Consider the following 14,415-nt stretch of genomic DNA (forward strand, 5'->3'; position numbering starts at 1 on the left):
GGGTGTTCGTCCTGCGGTGTCCTGCGCGCGGATTTCAGGCGCGCGGGTTTCAGGCGTTCGGGGCGAGCTCGGTGCCGGCGCCACGCAGGCGCACCCGGACCAGGTCGGAGCGCAGCCCGTTCGGCTCCGCCTCGACAGCCGCCTCGACGCCCGCCTCGGCCTCAGCCTTGACGCCGGCCTCGACCTCCGCCTCGCCGGCGGCAGGCGCGGCCTCGCCGCACGGCCCGCAGCCGCCACCGCCGTGACCGCCGCAACCGCCGGCCGCCGCCGACTCGTCGGCCGTCCCGGCCGCCGCGCCGTGGCCGCCACAGCCGGCCGCCTCACCGTGGCTGCCGCAGCCGCCGGTGAGCTCGGAGCGGTGCCGGGGCAGCGTCGGCTCGCCGGCGCCCTCGACCTCGAAGCCCGCGTCCTTGATCATGTCGAGGTCGGCCTGCCCGGCCTGCCCCTCGCTGGTCAGGTAGTCACCCAGGAAGATCGAGTTCGCGATGTGCAGGCCCAGCGGCTGCATGCTGCGCAGGTGCACCTCCCGTCCGCCGGCGATCCGCACCTCGCTGTCCGGGTGGACGAAGCGCACCATCGCCAGGATGCGCAGGCAGCGCTGCGGCGTGAGGTTCCACATCTTCGCCAGCGGGGTGCCCTCGAACGGGATCAGGAAGTTCACCGGCACCGAGTCCGAGCCGAGCTCACGCAGGGCGAAGACCACGTCGACCAGGTCCTCGTCGCTCTCACCCATGCCCGCGATCAGGCCGGAGCAGGCCGACAGGCCCGCGCCGTGCGCCTTCTGCACGGTGTCCACCCGGTCCGCGTAGGTGTGGGTGCTGGTGATGTCGCCGTAGGTGGCCTCGGAGGTGTTCAGGTTGTGGTTGTAGGCGTCCACACCGGCCGCCCGCAGCCGCTCGGCCTGGTTGTCCGAGAGCAGGCCCAGACAGGCACAGATCTCGACGGACGGCTCCTGGTCCTTGATCGCCGCGATCGTGGAGCTGACCCGGTCGATGTCACGGTCCGTCGGGCCGCGGCCGCTGGCCACCAGGCAGACCCGCTTCGCGCCGCCCTTGACGCCCGCGGTGGCCGCCTCGGCGGCCTGGTCGGGCTTGAGCCAGGTGTACTTCAGGATGCCGGTGTCCGCGCCGAGCCGCTGCGAGCAGTACGAGCAGTCCTCGGGGCAGAGCCCGCTCTTCAGGTTGACCAGGTAGTTGAGCTTCACCCGACGGCCGAACCACTGTCGGCGCACCCGCCCGGCGGCTGCGACCACGTCCAGCAGCTCGTCGTCGGTGGTGGCGAGAACGGAAAGCGCTTCCTCCCGGGTGGGGAGCTCGCGGTTCAGGCCCTTGGCGGTGAGGGTGTCGAGCAGATCCATGGTTCAGATCCTGCCCGCACGACCTTGAACAGCGCCAGAGCGAACCGGACAGAAGATCCCCCCGAGTGGTGTGCGAGTTGTCACAGTCGGGCAGGTCGCGGCGTCCGGCCGCGGTCCGGTGACCTCCCGGCAGGCGGTCCGCATCCGATCGATCCACTCCCGCCAAGGACCGGTCGCGCACGCCCCGAGCCGGTGCCCGAGCCGGGGCCCCGGTCGGTGGACGAGCCGGCTGACCCACCGTCGGCCCGGCCCGGACCCACCGTCAGCACGCCCGCGCACCACGGTGGTCCGGGGCGCAACCCCGCTGACCTGCGTGGCGTGCCGCCCGCCTAGAATCTGCGCCATGACCATGCAGGGCGACACGCGCTCGATATCCGCCGACCCCGAACAGACCGCGGAGCACGTCAGAAGCGGTTCGGGCGGCGGCCGTCGGCGCCTGCTGGTCTGGTGCGCCGCGCTCGCGGTGCTCGGCGGGGGCGGCTGGGTGGTCTCGCGGCCGAACCCCGGCGACTGGCTGCCCGGCCTCGGCCCGTCCAGCAAGGACGAGCGTGCCGCGGTGTTCGGCACCCCGGCGCCGAGCTCGGCGACCGACCCGAACCCGTTCGCGATCGAGCGGTACTTCCCGAAGGACAAGTCGATCGAGCTCGACGCCTACAAGGGCAAGCGCTCGGGCGGCGGCCGGCAGGGGAACGACTGCAGCGAGGCGCAGCAGGATCCGAGCAAGCCGGTGCTGCGCGACGCCGGCTGCCAGGGGTACCTGGCGGTCAGCATCACCCGCCAGGACCTCAAGGTGCTGACCAGCGTGACGGTGCTGCGGTTCGCCGACGAGGCGGCCGCGACGAAGGCGGCGGCGCTGCTCCAGGGGCAGCCGGGGATGCTCAGGTTCGTGCTGCCGGACGGGAGTACGGCGACCGCCGCGGCCTCGCCCGCGCCCGGGGGTAAGAGCGACCCGGCTCCGCGGGTCGCGATGGTGCGGCACTACGTCATGGTGACCACTTCGCACTTCGCCGACGGGCACCCCGCCGCGAACCCCGCCGACTCGGACCTGGCCGAGGCCACCGCGGCCGGTGCCTACACGGCCGAAGCGGCCTTCATGTGGTCCTGACGTACCCCTACTGAAGTACCCCTGGCTGAAGCAACCCGCTTGCTCCCCGCGCCCCTGACGGTCCGTCAGGGGCGGTCGTGGTGGCGGAGGCTCAGCCGTCCAGCCGGTTCACCGCGGTCACCCGCAGCACGGCCCGGCCCTCCTCGTCGGAGCCGAAGAGGTCGACCTCGGCGCTGATGCCCCAGTCGTGGTCGCCCGCCGGGTCGTCGAAGATCTGCCGCACCCGCCAGGAGCCCTCCTCCTCGTCCTCCTCGATCAGCAGCATCTTCGGACCGCGCGCGTCGGGACCGGTGCCGAGGTCGTCGTGCTCCTCGTAGTAGGCGTCCATCGCGTCCGCCCAGCGGTCCGCGTCCCAGCCGTACTCGCCGTCCAGCGCCTCGAGTTCCCGGTAGTGCTCCAGCGCGCACAGCTCGACCCGGCGGAACATCTCGTTGCGCACCAGCACCCGGAAGGCCCGCGCGTTCGCCGTGACGGGGAGCGGCTTGGACTCCAGCTCGCGCTCCTCGTCCTCCTCCTCGGTCGGGTTGGCGAGCTGCTCCCACTCGTCCAGCAGGCTGGAGTCGACCTGGCGGACCAGCTCGCCGAGCCAGGCGATGACGTCCTTGAGGTCGTCGGTCTTGATGTCCTCGGGGACGGTCTGCTCCAGCGCCTTGTACGCACCGGCGAGGTAGCGCAGCACGATGCCCTCGGTGCGGGCCAGGTCGTAGTGGCCGACGTAGTCGGTGAACGTCATCGCGCGCTCGAACAGGTCGCGCACCACGGACTTCGGCTGCAGCTGGTAGTCGCCGATCCACGGGTGGGCGCCGCGGTAGACCTCGTAGGCGTGGTTCAGCAGCTCTTCCAGCGGCCTCGGGTACGTGATGTCCTGGAGCCGCTCCATCCGCTCCTCGTACTCGATGCCGTCGGCCTTCATCTGGCCGATCGCCTCGCCGCGCGCCTTGTTCTGCTGCGCGGCCAGGATCTGGCGCGGGTCGTCCAGGGTCGCCTCGACCACCGAGACGACGTCCATCGCGTAGCTCGGGGACTCCTGGTCGAGCAGCTCGAAGGCGGCCAGCGCGAAGGTGGAGAGCGGCTGGTTGAGCGCGAAGTTCTCCTGCAGGTCCACGGTGAGGCGCACGATCCGGCCCTCGGCGTCCGGCTCCGCCAGCCGCTCGACCACGCCGCCGGCGAGCAGCGAGCGGTAGATCGCGATCGCCGAGCGGATGTGCCGGCGCTGGGCCGGGCGCTCCTCGTGGTTGTCGGTCAGCAGCTTGCGCATCGCCTCGAAGGCGTTGCCCGGGCGGCCGATCACCGAGAGCAGCATCGCGTGGCTGACCCGGAACCGGGAGACCAGCGGCTCGGGGTCGGCGGCGATCAGCCGCTCGAAGGTCTCCTCGGTCCAGCTGACGAAACCTTCCGGCGCCTTCTTGCGCACCACCTTGCGCTTCTTCTTCGGGTCGTCGCCCGCCTTGGCGAGCGCCTTCTCGTTCTCCACCACGTGCTCGGGCGCCTGCGCGACCACCTGGCCGACGGTGTCGAAGCCGGCCCGGCCCGCGCGGCCGGCGATCTGGTGGAACTCACGGGCGCGCAGCGTGCGGACCTTCACGCCGTCGTACTTCGAGAGTGCGGTGAACAGCACCGTGCGGATCGGCACGTTGACGCCGACGCCGAGCGTGTCGGTGCCGCAGATCACCTTCAACAGGCCTGCCTGGGCGAGGCGTTCGACCAGTCGGCGGTACTTGGGCAGCATCCCGGCGTGGTGCACGCCGATGCCGTGCCGGACGAACCGGGAGAGGTTGCGGCCGAACTTGGTGGTGAAACGGAACTTGCCGATCAGGTCGGCGATGGCGTCCTTCTCCGCCTTCGAGCACATGTTGATGCTCATCAGCGACTGCGCCCGCTCCACCGCCTCCTTCTGCGTGAAGTGCACGACGTAGACCGGAGCCTGACCCGTCGTCAGCAGCTCCTCCAGCGTGTCGTGCATGGTGGTGCGCTTGTACTCGTAGAAGAGCGGCACGGGCCGGGTGGCCGAGCGGACCACGGTGGTCGGCTTGCCGGTGCGCCGGGTCAGGTCCTCCTCGAACCGGCGGACGTCGCCGAGGGTGGCCGACATCAGCAGGAACTGCGCCTGCGGCAGCTCCAGGATCGGGATCTGCCAGGCCCAGCCGCGGTCCGGCTCGGCGTAGAAGTGGAACTCGTCCATCACGACCTGGCCGATGTCGGCCCGCTCGCCGTCGCGCAGCGCGATGTTCGCGAGCACCTCGGCGGTGCAGCAGATGATCGGCGCGGTCGGGTTCACGCTCGCGTCGCCGGTCATCATGCCGACCTGCTCGGTGCCGAAGATCTTGCAGAGGTCGAAGAACTTCTCCGAGACCAGCGCCTTGATCGGCGCGGTGTAGAAGGTCCGCTTGCCCTCCGCCAGCGCCGCGAAGTGCGCGCCCGCCGCGACCAGGCTCTTGCCGGAGCCGGTCGGGGTCGCCAGGATCACGTTCGCGCCGGTGAAGAGCTCGATCAGCGCCTCCTCCTGCGCGGGGTAGAGCGTGATGCCCCGCTCCTCGGCCCACGCGGCGAAGGTGGTGAACAGCGCGTCGGCGTCTGCGGGCTTGGGCATCAGATCAAGGAGGGTCACCGGCCTACCCTACCGTTCGGCCGCGGTGCGCCCACGGCGGCCGGGGTCCGCGGGTTTGGTGCGCGGGTTTGGTGCGGGGGTTTGGTGCGGGGGTTTGGTGTGGGGTGTGCGCCGGAGCACGTTGCCCGGGGCCCGCGGTGCGTGCCAGGCTGCCCGTCATGATCCGTGATGCCGCCGCGTCGGTCCGGCCGACCGCTCCCGCCGCCGTCTTCGACTGGCTCGACGAGGCCGCCGAGCTGCGCGCCCGGGCCGGTCTGACCCGCACGCTGCGCAGCCGGCCCGCCGAGGACCCGGTGCTCGATCTCGCGAGCAACGACTACCTGGGCCTGACCCATCACCCCGCGGTGACCCGCGCCGCGGCCGACGCCGCGCTGCGCTGGGGCGGCGGCTCCACCGGATCCCGGCTGGTCACCGGCACCACCGCGCTGCACACCGAGCTGGAAGTCGAGCTGGCCGACTTCTGTGGCGTGGAGGCGGCGCTGGTCTTCTCCTCCGGCTACACCGCGAACCTGGCCGTGCTCACCGCGCTGACCGACCCCGACACGCTCATCGTCTCGGACGCCTACAACCACGCCTCGCTGATCGACGGCTGCCGGCTCTCGCGCAGCGACGTCCACCGGGCGCCGCACGCCGACCCGGCCGCCGTCCGGCAGGTGCTGGCCGAGCGGGCGCAGCCGCGCGCGCTGGTCGTGACCGACTCGGTCTTCTCGGTGGACGGCAACGCGGCGCCGCTGCCCGAGCTCGCCGCCGCCGCCCGCGCGCACGGCGCCGCGCTGCTGGTGGACGACGCGCACGGGCTCGGCGTGCTCGGCGCCGGCGGGCGCGGTGCGGCGGCGGCCGCCGGTCTGGCCGGCGCGCCGGACGTGGTCGCCACCGCCACGCTGTCGAAGTCGCTCGGCTCGCAGGGCGGTGTGGTGCTCGGCCCGGCCCGGGTGATCAGGCACCTCACCGAGACGGCCCGCTCCTTCATCTTCGACACCGGCCTGGCCCCCGCGGCCGTCGGCGCCGCGCTCGGCGCACTGCGCCTGCTGCGCGCCGAGCCCGAGCGCGCCGCGCGCGCCCGCGAGGTCGCGCAGACCCTCGCCGCCGCTCTCACCGCCGCCGGCCTGCACGCCAGCACCCCGGACGCGGCCGTCGTCTCGGTCCGCGCCGCCGGCCCCGAACAGGCCGTCGCCTGGCGCGACGCCTGCCGCACCGCCGGTCTCGCCGTCGGCTGCTTCCGCCCGCCGTCCGTCCCGGACGGCCACTCCCGGCTGCGCCTGACGGCCCGGGCCGACCTGACCCGGGCCCAGATCGCCCACGCGGTCGCCACCATCGCGGCCACGGTCCCGGCGAGCTGACGGAGTACGGGGGGCAGCCGGGAGTGCGGGGCTGGCGCTAGGGTCATGGTTTACGGCCGTTAACCCGCTACCCGTCAACCCTGGAGGACCCGACCATGACCCGGTTCGTCACGCTGGACGTCGAGGACGCCGTCGGCACGATCCGTCTGGCCCGCCCGCCGATGAACGCGCTCGACGCCGCCATGCAGGACCAGCTGCGCGAGGTCGCCGACGAGGCGGCCGCCCGCGACGACGTGCGCGCCGTGGTGATCTGGGGCGGCGAGAAGGTCTTCGCGGCCGGCGCCGACATCAAGGAAATGCAGCGCATGTCGTACACCGACATGGTGGCGCGCGGCGGGGCGCTCCAGGGCGCGTTCACGGCGGTGGCCCGGATCCCCAAGCCGGTGGTCGCCGCGGTCACCGGCTACGCGCTCGGCGGCGGCTGCGAGCTGGCGCTCTGCGCGGACATCCGGATCGCCGCCGAGAACGCCAAGCTCGGTCAGCCGGAGATCCTGCTCGGCCTGATCCCGGGCGCCGGCGGCACCCAGCGGCTCTCCCGGCTGGTCGGCCCGGCCAAGGCGAAGGACCTGATCTTCACCGGCCGCATGGTGAAGGCTGACGAGGCGCTGCGGATCGGCCTGGTCGACCAGGTGGTCCCGGCCGAGGAGGTCTACCAGGCCGCCCTCGCCTGGGCGGGCAAGCTGGCGGCCGGCCCGGCCTGGGCGCTGCGCGCGGCGAAGGAGGCGGTGGACCGCGGCCTGGAGACGGACCTGGACACCGGCCTGGCGATCGAGCGCTCGCTCTTCGCCGGCCTCTTCGCCACCGAGGACCGCGACACCGGGATGCGCAGCTTCGTCGAGGACGGCCCGGGCAAGGCGAAGTTCAACTGAGCCCGGCCTGACCCTGCTTGAGCCCCTGCTTGAGCCCCTGCTTCACCCCCGGAGGTGCTGTTCACCCCGCGCTGCGGCTGAACAGCACCTCCGCCCCCACCGGCCGGTACCCCGCCGCCTGGAACGCCCGCACGCTGGTCGCGTTCCCCGGCGCCTGCTGCGCCCACACCACGTCCCCGGCCGGCACCAGGTGACGGGCGCTGAGCCCGAGCGCCCGGCCCAGCCCGCGCCCGCGCGCGTCGTCGTCCACCTCGATCGCCGCCTCCCAACGCCCGGCCACGCCCCGGCCGAGCACCAGCACCGCGCCGGGCGCGGTCCAGACCCGGACGTCCTCGCGGAAGCGCAGCGCGCGCTGCACGCGCGGGTGCTCGTGGTCCTCGATCTCGACCAGCGGCAGCGGCGGCTCGCCGGGCAGCCGTCCGGCCACCGTGATCATGTCGGTGTTGCCGACGATCCGGCCGGTCCGCTGTGCGTAGGCGACCAGGAAGGCCGGGCTGAGCGGCGCGGCGAACGGGTCGGCGCAGGAGGCCGCGATCGTCTCGCGCACCCAGTCGGGGTCCTGGTCGGTGAAGACGACGGCGTGCGCGGTCAGTGCGAGCACCCCGGCCTCTCGCTCGCCGGGCTGCGGGACGACGGTCACCGAGCCGTCGGCGGGCGGGAATATGCCGCGCGCCGCGCCGTCCAGGATCTTCTTCAGGGCCGGTTCGCCGGTCAGTTCGCTCATGATCGTCACTTTAACGAGCCCACCCGAACGAGCCCCACCCACCGCGATTCCTGCGGCGGGTGGGGCTCGGTGGCGTCATGCCCTGGTTCAGGACCCGTTGTTGGAGCCGACGGTGTTGTCGTTCAGCGCGTTGAGGATGTCGTCGCCCGCGACCTGGTTGCCGTCGCCGACGATGACCGTCCCGTAGTTGCCGCCGGCCGCCTGCGCGACGGCGTCCATCCCGGCGCCGGCCGCGACCCCGCCGGTGGTCCCGCTGCCGGAGGCGTTGTTCGAGCCGACGGTGTTGTCGTGGCCGGCGTTGAGGATGTCGTAGCCGGCGACCTGGTTGTGGTCGCCGACGATGACCGTCCCGTGGTTGCCGCCGGAGACCGCGTCGGCCGACGCGATGCCGGGCACCGCCGCGATACCGGTGGCGGCGAGCAGCACCAGACCCCACTTGACCGTGCACTTCATGGGTGATTCCTCCATGTTTGTCAGCTAATGTGCCTTGGTCGTGCGATCGAGAGAGTAGGGTGCGCGCCCGCGCTCCGCCCGGACCCTGCGCCAGGCGGGGGCGTGTCGGCCGACGTTCCAGGGTCCGTTCCGAAGCACCCGAAAGAGTGAGGAGCGGCACGGCGTCGAGGGCGGGCCAGCCCTGCTCGGGCACGATCGTGAAGCCCAGCTGTGGCGGCCGTTAAGAATTCCTCGATGGACCGCACCCCCTCCCATCAGGCAGATTGCTCCATGCCCGGCGCGGAATGGCGCCGTTGCCGGGCTACACCTCCCCTCCCGTCCCACCGTCGTGTCAGGAGCCGTTGCCGTGAAGGCACTCGTCAAGAAGCAGGCCGAGCCCGGACTGTGGCTGACCGAAGTCCCCGAGCCCGAGATCGGCCCCGGCGATGTGCTGATCAAGGTGCTGCGCACCGGTATCTGCGGTACCGACCTGCACATCCGCAAGTGGGACGGCTGGGCGCAGCAGACCATCAAGACCCCGATGACGATCGGCCACGAGTTCGTCGGCGAGGTCGTCGCGATCGGCCCGGCGGTGGCCGACGTCAGCGTGGGCGACCTGGTCAGCGGCGAGGGCCACCTGGTCTGCGGCAAGTGCCGCAACTGCCTGGCCGGCCGCCGGCACCTGTGCCGCAACACGATCGGCCTGGGCGTCAACCGGGACGGCGCGTTCGCCGAGTACGTCGCGCTGCCCGCGTCCAACGTCTGGGTGCACCGGGTGCCGGTCGACCTGGACGTCGCGGCGATCTTCGACCCGTTCGGCAACGCCGTGCACACCGCGCTCTCCTTCCCGATGGTCGGCGAGGACGTGCTGGTCACCGGCGCCGGACCGATCGGCATCATGGCCGCCGCGGTCGCCAAGCACGCCGGCGCCCGGCACGTGATGATCACCGACGTCAGCGAGTACCGCCTGGACCTGGCCCGTCAGGTCGGCGTCTCGCTCGCGCTGGACGTCTCGGCGCACAGCATCGAGGAGGGCCAGCGCAAGCTCGGCATGCGCGAGGGCTTCGACGTGGGCCTGGAGATGTCCGGCCGCCCCGAGGCGCTGCGCTCGATGATCGACAACATGACGCACGGCGGCAAGATCGCGATCCTGGGCCTGCCCGCCGAGGAGTTCGCGATCGACTGGTCGAAGGTCGTCACCTCGATGATCACGCTGAAGGGCATCTACGGGCGCGAGATGTTCGAGACCTGGTACGCGATGTCGGTGCTGCTCGAAGGCGGCCTGGACCTCTCCCCGGTGATCACCGGCCGGTACGCCGCGCAGGACTTCGAGGCCGCGTTCGACGAGGCGGCCGGCGGCCGTTGCGGCAAGATCATCCTCGACTGGTCGACCATCTGACACCCGCCGGCACCTGCCCGTACGCGCCGGCACCTGCCGGCACCCGCCCGTACGCGCCGACGCCCGCCGACACCTTGCTGACACCCGCTTAGGAGAGTTGTGTTCGACTCAGTTCGCCAGGACATCCAGACCACCCTCGACGAGATCACCGAGGCCGGCCTGTTCAAGCCCGAGCGGGTGATCGGCAGCCCGCAGAGCGCCGCCGTCACCGTCACCTCCGGCGGCCGCCCGGGTGAGGTGCTCAACTTCTGCGCCAACAACTACCTCGGCCTGGCCGACCACCCCGCCGTGGTCGCCGCCGCCAAGGACGCGCTCGACCGCTGGGGCTACGGCATGGCCTCGGTCCGCTTCATCTGCGGCACCCAGGACGTGCACAAGGAGCTGGAGCAGCGCCTCTCGGCCTTCCTCGGCCAGGAGGACACCATCCTCTACTCGTCCTGCTTCGACGCGAACGGTGGCGTCTTCGAGACGCTGCTCGACGAGCGGGACGCGGTCATCTCGGACGCGCTGAACCACGCGAGCATCATCGACGGCATCCGGCTGTGCAAGGCCCGCCGGCACCGCTACGCCAACCGCGACCTGGCCGAGCTGGAGCAGCAGCTCAAGGAGACCCAGGACGCCCGGCGCCGCCTGATCGTCACCGACGGCGTCTTCTCGATGGACGGCTACATCGCCCCGCTGCGCGAGATCTGCGACCTGGCGGACCGTTACGACGCGATGGTGATGGTCGACGACTCGCACGCGGTCGGCTTCGTCGGCCCGAACGGCCGCGGCACGCCGGAGCTGCACGGCGTGATGGACCGGGTGGACATCATCACCGGCACGCTCGGCAAGGCGCTCGGTGGTGCGTCCGGCGGCTACGTCGCCGCCCGTCGCGAGATCGTCGCACTGCTGCGCCAGCGCTCGCGTCCGTACCTGTTCTCCAACTCGCTCGCCCCGGTGATCGCGGCCGCCTCGCTGACCGTGCTCGACCTGCTGGAGACCTCGCACGAGCTGCGCGAGCGGCTCGCCGCGAACACCGCGCTGTTCCGCTCGAAGATGACCGAGGCCGGCTTCGAGATCCTGCCCGGCGAGCACCCGATCGCGCCGGTGATGATCGGCGACGCGGCGAAGGCCGGCCGGCTCGCCGAACTGCTGCTGGAGCGCGGCGTGTACGTGATCGGCTTCTCGTTCCCGGTCGTGCCGCACGGCGCGGCGCGGATCCGGGTGCAGCTCTCGGCCGCCCACTCCACCGAGGACGTCGAGCGGGTCGTCGCCGCCTTCGTGGACGCCCGGGCCGCGCTGGACGCGTGACACCCGCGCGCTCCGGATGTGCTGCTGATGTGCTGCTGTTTGCGCTCCCGATCACGCTCGTGATCGGGAGCGCATCCGCGCTGGCAGAATGAGTGGGTGATCGACGCCAGACGCCTGCGGACCCTGCGCGCCGTGGCGGACCACCGGACGGTGACCGCCGCGGCGGCCGCGCTCTACCTGACCCCCTCGGCGGTCTCCCAGCAGCTCGCGGCGCTGGAGCAGGAGACCGGCCACGCGCTGCTCACCCGGGACGGGCGCGGCGTACGGCTCACGGCCGCCGGTGAGATCCTGGTGTGCCACGCGGACGCGGTGCTCGCCCAGCTGGAGCGGGCCGAGGCGGACCTGGCGGCCTACGCGACCGGCACGCACGGGCAGGTCACGGTGGCCTCCTTCGCGACCGGCATCGCGCTCGTGCTGGCCCCGGCGATCAGCACGCTGGCCGACCGCGCCCCCGGAGTGCGGCTGCGGGTGCTGGACGCCGAGGGCGACGCCAGCCTTCCGATGCTGCTGGACGGCCAGGCCGACCTCGCACTCGCCGTCGAGTACCGCGGCGCGCCGCGCGCCGACGACCAGCGCCTCGCCCGGTTCCCGCTCTACGCCGAGCCGTTCGAGGCCGTGCTGCCGATCGGCCACCGGCTGGCCCGGGGCAGCGGTCCGGTCGCGATGGCCGAGCTCGCCGCCGAACCGTGGATTGGCCCGTACCCCGGCAACCCGTGCCACGACGTGGTGCTGCTGGCCTGCGAGCACGCGGGCTTCGCCCCGCGGCTGGAGCACTCCTCGGACGACTTCCGCGCGGTCGTCGCGCTGGCCTCGGCGGGCGCCGGGGTGGCGCTGGTGCCGCGCTCGGGGCTGAGTGGGGTGGACCTGTCCCGGGTGGCCGTGCGTGCGGTGGACAGCGAGCTGGCCACCCGCAGGGTCTTCGCGGCGGTGCGCGGCGGAGCCGAGCACCACCCGCTGATCCGCCCGGTGCTGCAGGCGCTCGAAGAGGCGGCCGCCGAGCTGTGAGCGCTGCGAACGACCAGCCCACCATTCAGTCGAGCCCACCATTCAGTTGAGCCCACCAGCCAGTCGAGTCCACCTCACCAGGAGTCTCCGATGACCGACCATGCCCCCCTGCCGGTTGCGGTGATCGGCCTCGGCGACATCGCGCAGAAGGCGTATCTGCCGGTCCTCACCACGCTGCCCGGCCTCGACCTGCACCTGATGACCCGTGACCGGGCCAAGCTGGACCGGATCGCCGACACCCATCGGATCGCCGCCGACCGCCGCTCCACCGACCTCGGCGAGCTGATCGACCGCGGCGTCCGGGCGGCCTTCGTGCACACCGCCACCGACAGCCACGTCGCGATCACCGAACGGCTGCTGACCGCCGGCATCGACGTCTACGTGGACAAGCCGCTCGACTACCACCTGGCCCCGGCCCGCGAACTGGTCGAGCTCGCCGAGCGGCTGGGCCGCTCGCTGATGGTCGGCTTCAACCGCCGGTACGCACCCGGATACGTGCAGGCGAAGGAACGTCCGCGCGATCTGATCATCATGCAGAAGAACCGCGAGGGCCTGCCGGAGCAGGCCCGCACGCTGGTCTACGACGACTTCATCCACGTCGTGGACCTGCTGCGATACCTGGTCCCCGGCGAGGTCGAGCACATCGACGTCCGCTCGCGCAGCCGCGCCGGCCTGCTGGAGCACGTGGTGCTCACGCTGGCCGGGGACGGCTTCACCGCGATCGGCGTGATGAACCGGATGAGCGGCTCGACCGAAGAGGTGCTGGAGCTCTCCGGCGGCGACGCCAAGCGGGCGGTGGTCAACCTCGCCGAGGTGATCGACCACCGCGGCCAGCCGACCGTGCGGCGGCGCGGTGACTGGGTGCCGGTCGCCCGCCAGCGCGGCATCGAGCAGATCGTGCTCGCCTTCCTGGACGCCGTGCGCTCCGGCCACACGCTCAGCGCCCAGGACGCGCTGCGCAGTCACGAGCTGTGCGAACTGATCGTGGAGCGGGTCACGGCCGGCTGAGTGCCGGCGCTGTCGGCGGTGGCGGTGGCTGTGGCGGTGGCCGTCGCCCGGCCGGCAGTGGCCTGGCGTCGCTCCAGCCGGCCGGAGAGCAGGGCCAGGCCCAGTGCGGCGGCGGCCAGCGCGGCGCCGACCAGATTGGGCGTGGTCCAGCCGAAGCCGGCCGAGAGCACCAGGCCGCCGAGCCAGGCGGCGAGCGCGTTGCCCAGGTTGAACGCCCCGATGTTGACCGCCGAGGCCAGCGTCGGTGCCTGCGCCGTCTGGTCCAGCACCCGCTTCTGCAGCGGTGGCACGGTCGCGAAGCCGAAGGCGCCGATCAGCGGCAGCGTGATGGCGGCGGCGAGCTTGTCGTGCGCGGTCAGCGTGAAGAGCGCGAGCACGCCGGACAGTGCGGCGAGCGAGACGTAGAGCATCGGCATCAGCGCGCGGTCGGCGAACCGGCCGCCGACCAGGTTGCCCACCACCATGCCGAGGCCGAACAGCGCGAGCAGCCAGGTCACGGCCGAGTCGGAGAAACCGGCGGCGTTCGTCATCATCGGCGTGACGTAGGTGATCGCGGCGAACACGCCGCCGAAGCCGAGCACCGTCATGGCCATCGCGAGCGCCACCTGAACGTTGCGGAACGCGGCCAGCTCGCCGGCCGCTCCTGTGCCCGAACCGGTCACCCGGCCGCCGGACCGCGGCAGTTCCGGGACCAGTGCCGCGATCCCGGCCAGGCCGAGCAGGCCGATCCCGGCCACCACCGCGAAGGTGCTCCGCCAGCCGAACTGCTGCCCGATCATGGTGCCGGCCGGCACGCCGACCACGTTCGCCACGGTCAGCCCGGTGAACATCAGCGCGATCGCGGCGGCCCGCCGCTGCGGTGCGACCAGGCCGGCAGCGACCACCGACCCGATCCCGAAGAACGCGCCGTGCGCGAGCGAGGCCAGCACCCGTCCGGTGACCAGGAGCGCGAACGTCGGGGCCAGCGCCGAGAGCGCGTTGCCGGCCACGAAGACCCCCATCAGCAGCATCAGCATCCGCTTGCGCGGGACGCGGGAGCCGAGCACGGTGAGCAACGGCGCGCCGACGACGACGCCGAGTGCGTAGCCGGTGACCAGCAGGCCGGCCGTCGGGATCGTGACGTGGAAGCCGGCGGCTACCTGGGGGAGCAGGCCGGCGGCCACGAATTCGGTGGTGCCGATGGCGAAGGCGCCGATGGCGAGCGCCAGCAGTGCGAGAGGCATGGGGGCCGTCCTCAGGGAGGTCGATGTGCGCGGGGGTAGCTGGCTTCGACAG

The 14,415-nt window shown here is 72.4% G+C and carries 12 protein-coding genes; 7 read left to right on the plus strand and 5 right to left on the minus strand.

The genetic code is table 11. The annotated features are described in order from the left end of the window. Positions 1-49 precede the first annotated feature (49 nt). Entirely contained in the window at positions 50-1,357 is a 1,308-nt protein-coding gene (gene bioB / locus AC060L_RS00445) for a biotin synthase BioB (RefSeq protein WP_483796095.1), read from the minus strand. Positions 1,358-1,700: 343 nt separating this feature from the next. Between bioB and AC060L_RS00450 the strand changes: the two genes are divergently transcribed. Further along, positions 1,701-2,462, plus strand: a complete 762-nt coding sequence (locus tag AC060L_RS00450; RefSeq protein ID WP_483796096.1) for a hypothetical protein — start codon at positions 1,701-1,703, stop codon at positions 2,460-2,462. Positions 2,463-2,553: 91 nt separating this feature from the next. Here AC060L_RS00450 and AC060L_RS00455 read toward each other — a convergent pair whose 3' ends face one another. Then, positions 2,554-5,070 (minus strand): DEAD/DEAH box helicase, encoded by a 2,517-nt coding sequence (locus AC060L_RS00455; RefSeq protein WP_483796097.1) that lies wholly within the window; start codon positions 5,068-5,070, stop codon positions 2,554-2,556. A gap of 158 nt (positions 5,071-5,228) precedes the next feature. On the opposite strand from AC060L_RS00455, the gene AC060L_RS00460 reads away from it, so the two are divergent. Together AC060L_RS00460 and AC060L_RS00465 are read left to right on the plus strand one after the other, a co-directional pair. Beyond that, the gene (locus tag AC060L_RS00460) at positions 5,229-6,410 is read left to right on the plus strand and encodes an 8-amino-7-oxononanoate synthase (RefSeq protein ID WP_483796099.1); all 1,182 of its coding nucleotides are present in this window, start codon (positions 5,229-5,231) and stop codon (positions 6,408-6,410) included. A 95-nt stretch (positions 6,411-6,505) separates the two neighbouring features. Beyond that, positions 6,506-7,279 carry an enoyl-CoA hydratase/isomerase family protein gene (locus AC060L_RS00465; RefSeq protein ID WP_483796100.1) on the plus strand — a complete coding sequence of 258 codons (774 nt, stop codon included), beginning with the start codon at positions 6,506-6,508 and terminating at the stop codon, positions 7,277-7,279. Between the two features lie 61 nt (positions 7,280-7,340). Here the strand turns inward: AC060L_RS00465 and AC060L_RS00470 are convergent, their stop codons facing one another. After that, the gene (locus AC060L_RS00470; protein WP_483796101.1) at positions 7,341-8,003 is read right to left on the minus strand and encodes a GNAT family protein; all 663 of its coding nucleotides are present in this window, start codon (positions 8,001-8,003) and stop codon (positions 7,341-7,343) included. Between the two features lie 87 nt (positions 8,004-8,090). Beyond that, positions 8,091-8,456: a hypothetical protein gene (locus tag AC060L_RS00475; RefSeq protein ID WP_483796103.1), complete on the minus strand. Its 366-nt coding sequence runs from the start codon at positions 8,454-8,456 to the stop codon at positions 8,091-8,093. A gap of 346 nt (positions 8,457-8,802) precedes the next feature. On the opposite strand from AC060L_RS00475, the gene tdh reads away from it, so the two are divergent. From tdh to AC060L_RS00495, 4 genes are all read left to right on the plus strand, one after another. Next, a complete protein-coding gene (gene tdh / locus AC060L_RS00480) occupies positions 8,803-9,834 on the plus strand; it encodes an L-threonine 3-dehydrogenase (protein ID WP_483796104.1) in 1,032 nt (343 codons plus the stop codon). Positions 9,835-9,933: 99 nt separating this feature from the next. Then, positions 9,934-11,127, plus strand: a complete 1,194-nt coding sequence (locus AC060L_RS00485; protein WP_483796106.1) for a glycine C-acetyltransferase — start codon at positions 9,934-9,936, stop codon at positions 11,125-11,127. 96 nt (positions 11,128-11,223) lie between these two features. After that, entirely contained in the window at positions 11,224-12,132 is a 909-nt protein-coding gene (locus AC060L_RS00490; RefSeq protein WP_483796107.1) for a LysR family transcriptional regulator, read from the plus strand. Between the two features lie 108 nt (positions 12,133-12,240). Further along, complete coding sequence (locus tag AC060L_RS00495) at positions 12,241-13,140, plus strand: Gfo/Idh/MocA family protein (protein ID WP_483796593.1); 900 nt, start codon at positions 12,241-12,243, stop codon at positions 13,138-13,140. On the opposite strand, the gene AC060L_RS00500 is transcribed toward AC060L_RS00495, so the two are convergent. After that, positions 13,095-14,363: an MFS transporter gene (locus AC060L_RS00500; protein WP_483796108.1), complete on the minus strand. Its 1,269-nt coding sequence runs from the start codon at positions 14,361-14,363 to the stop codon at positions 13,095-13,097. The two genes, AC060L_RS00495 and AC060L_RS00500, sit on opposite strands and share 46 nt — an antisense overlap. Between the last annotated feature and the right edge of the window lie 52 nt (positions 14,364-14,415).

This window comes from Kitasatospora sp. NEAU-69 (genome assembly GCF_057158765.1).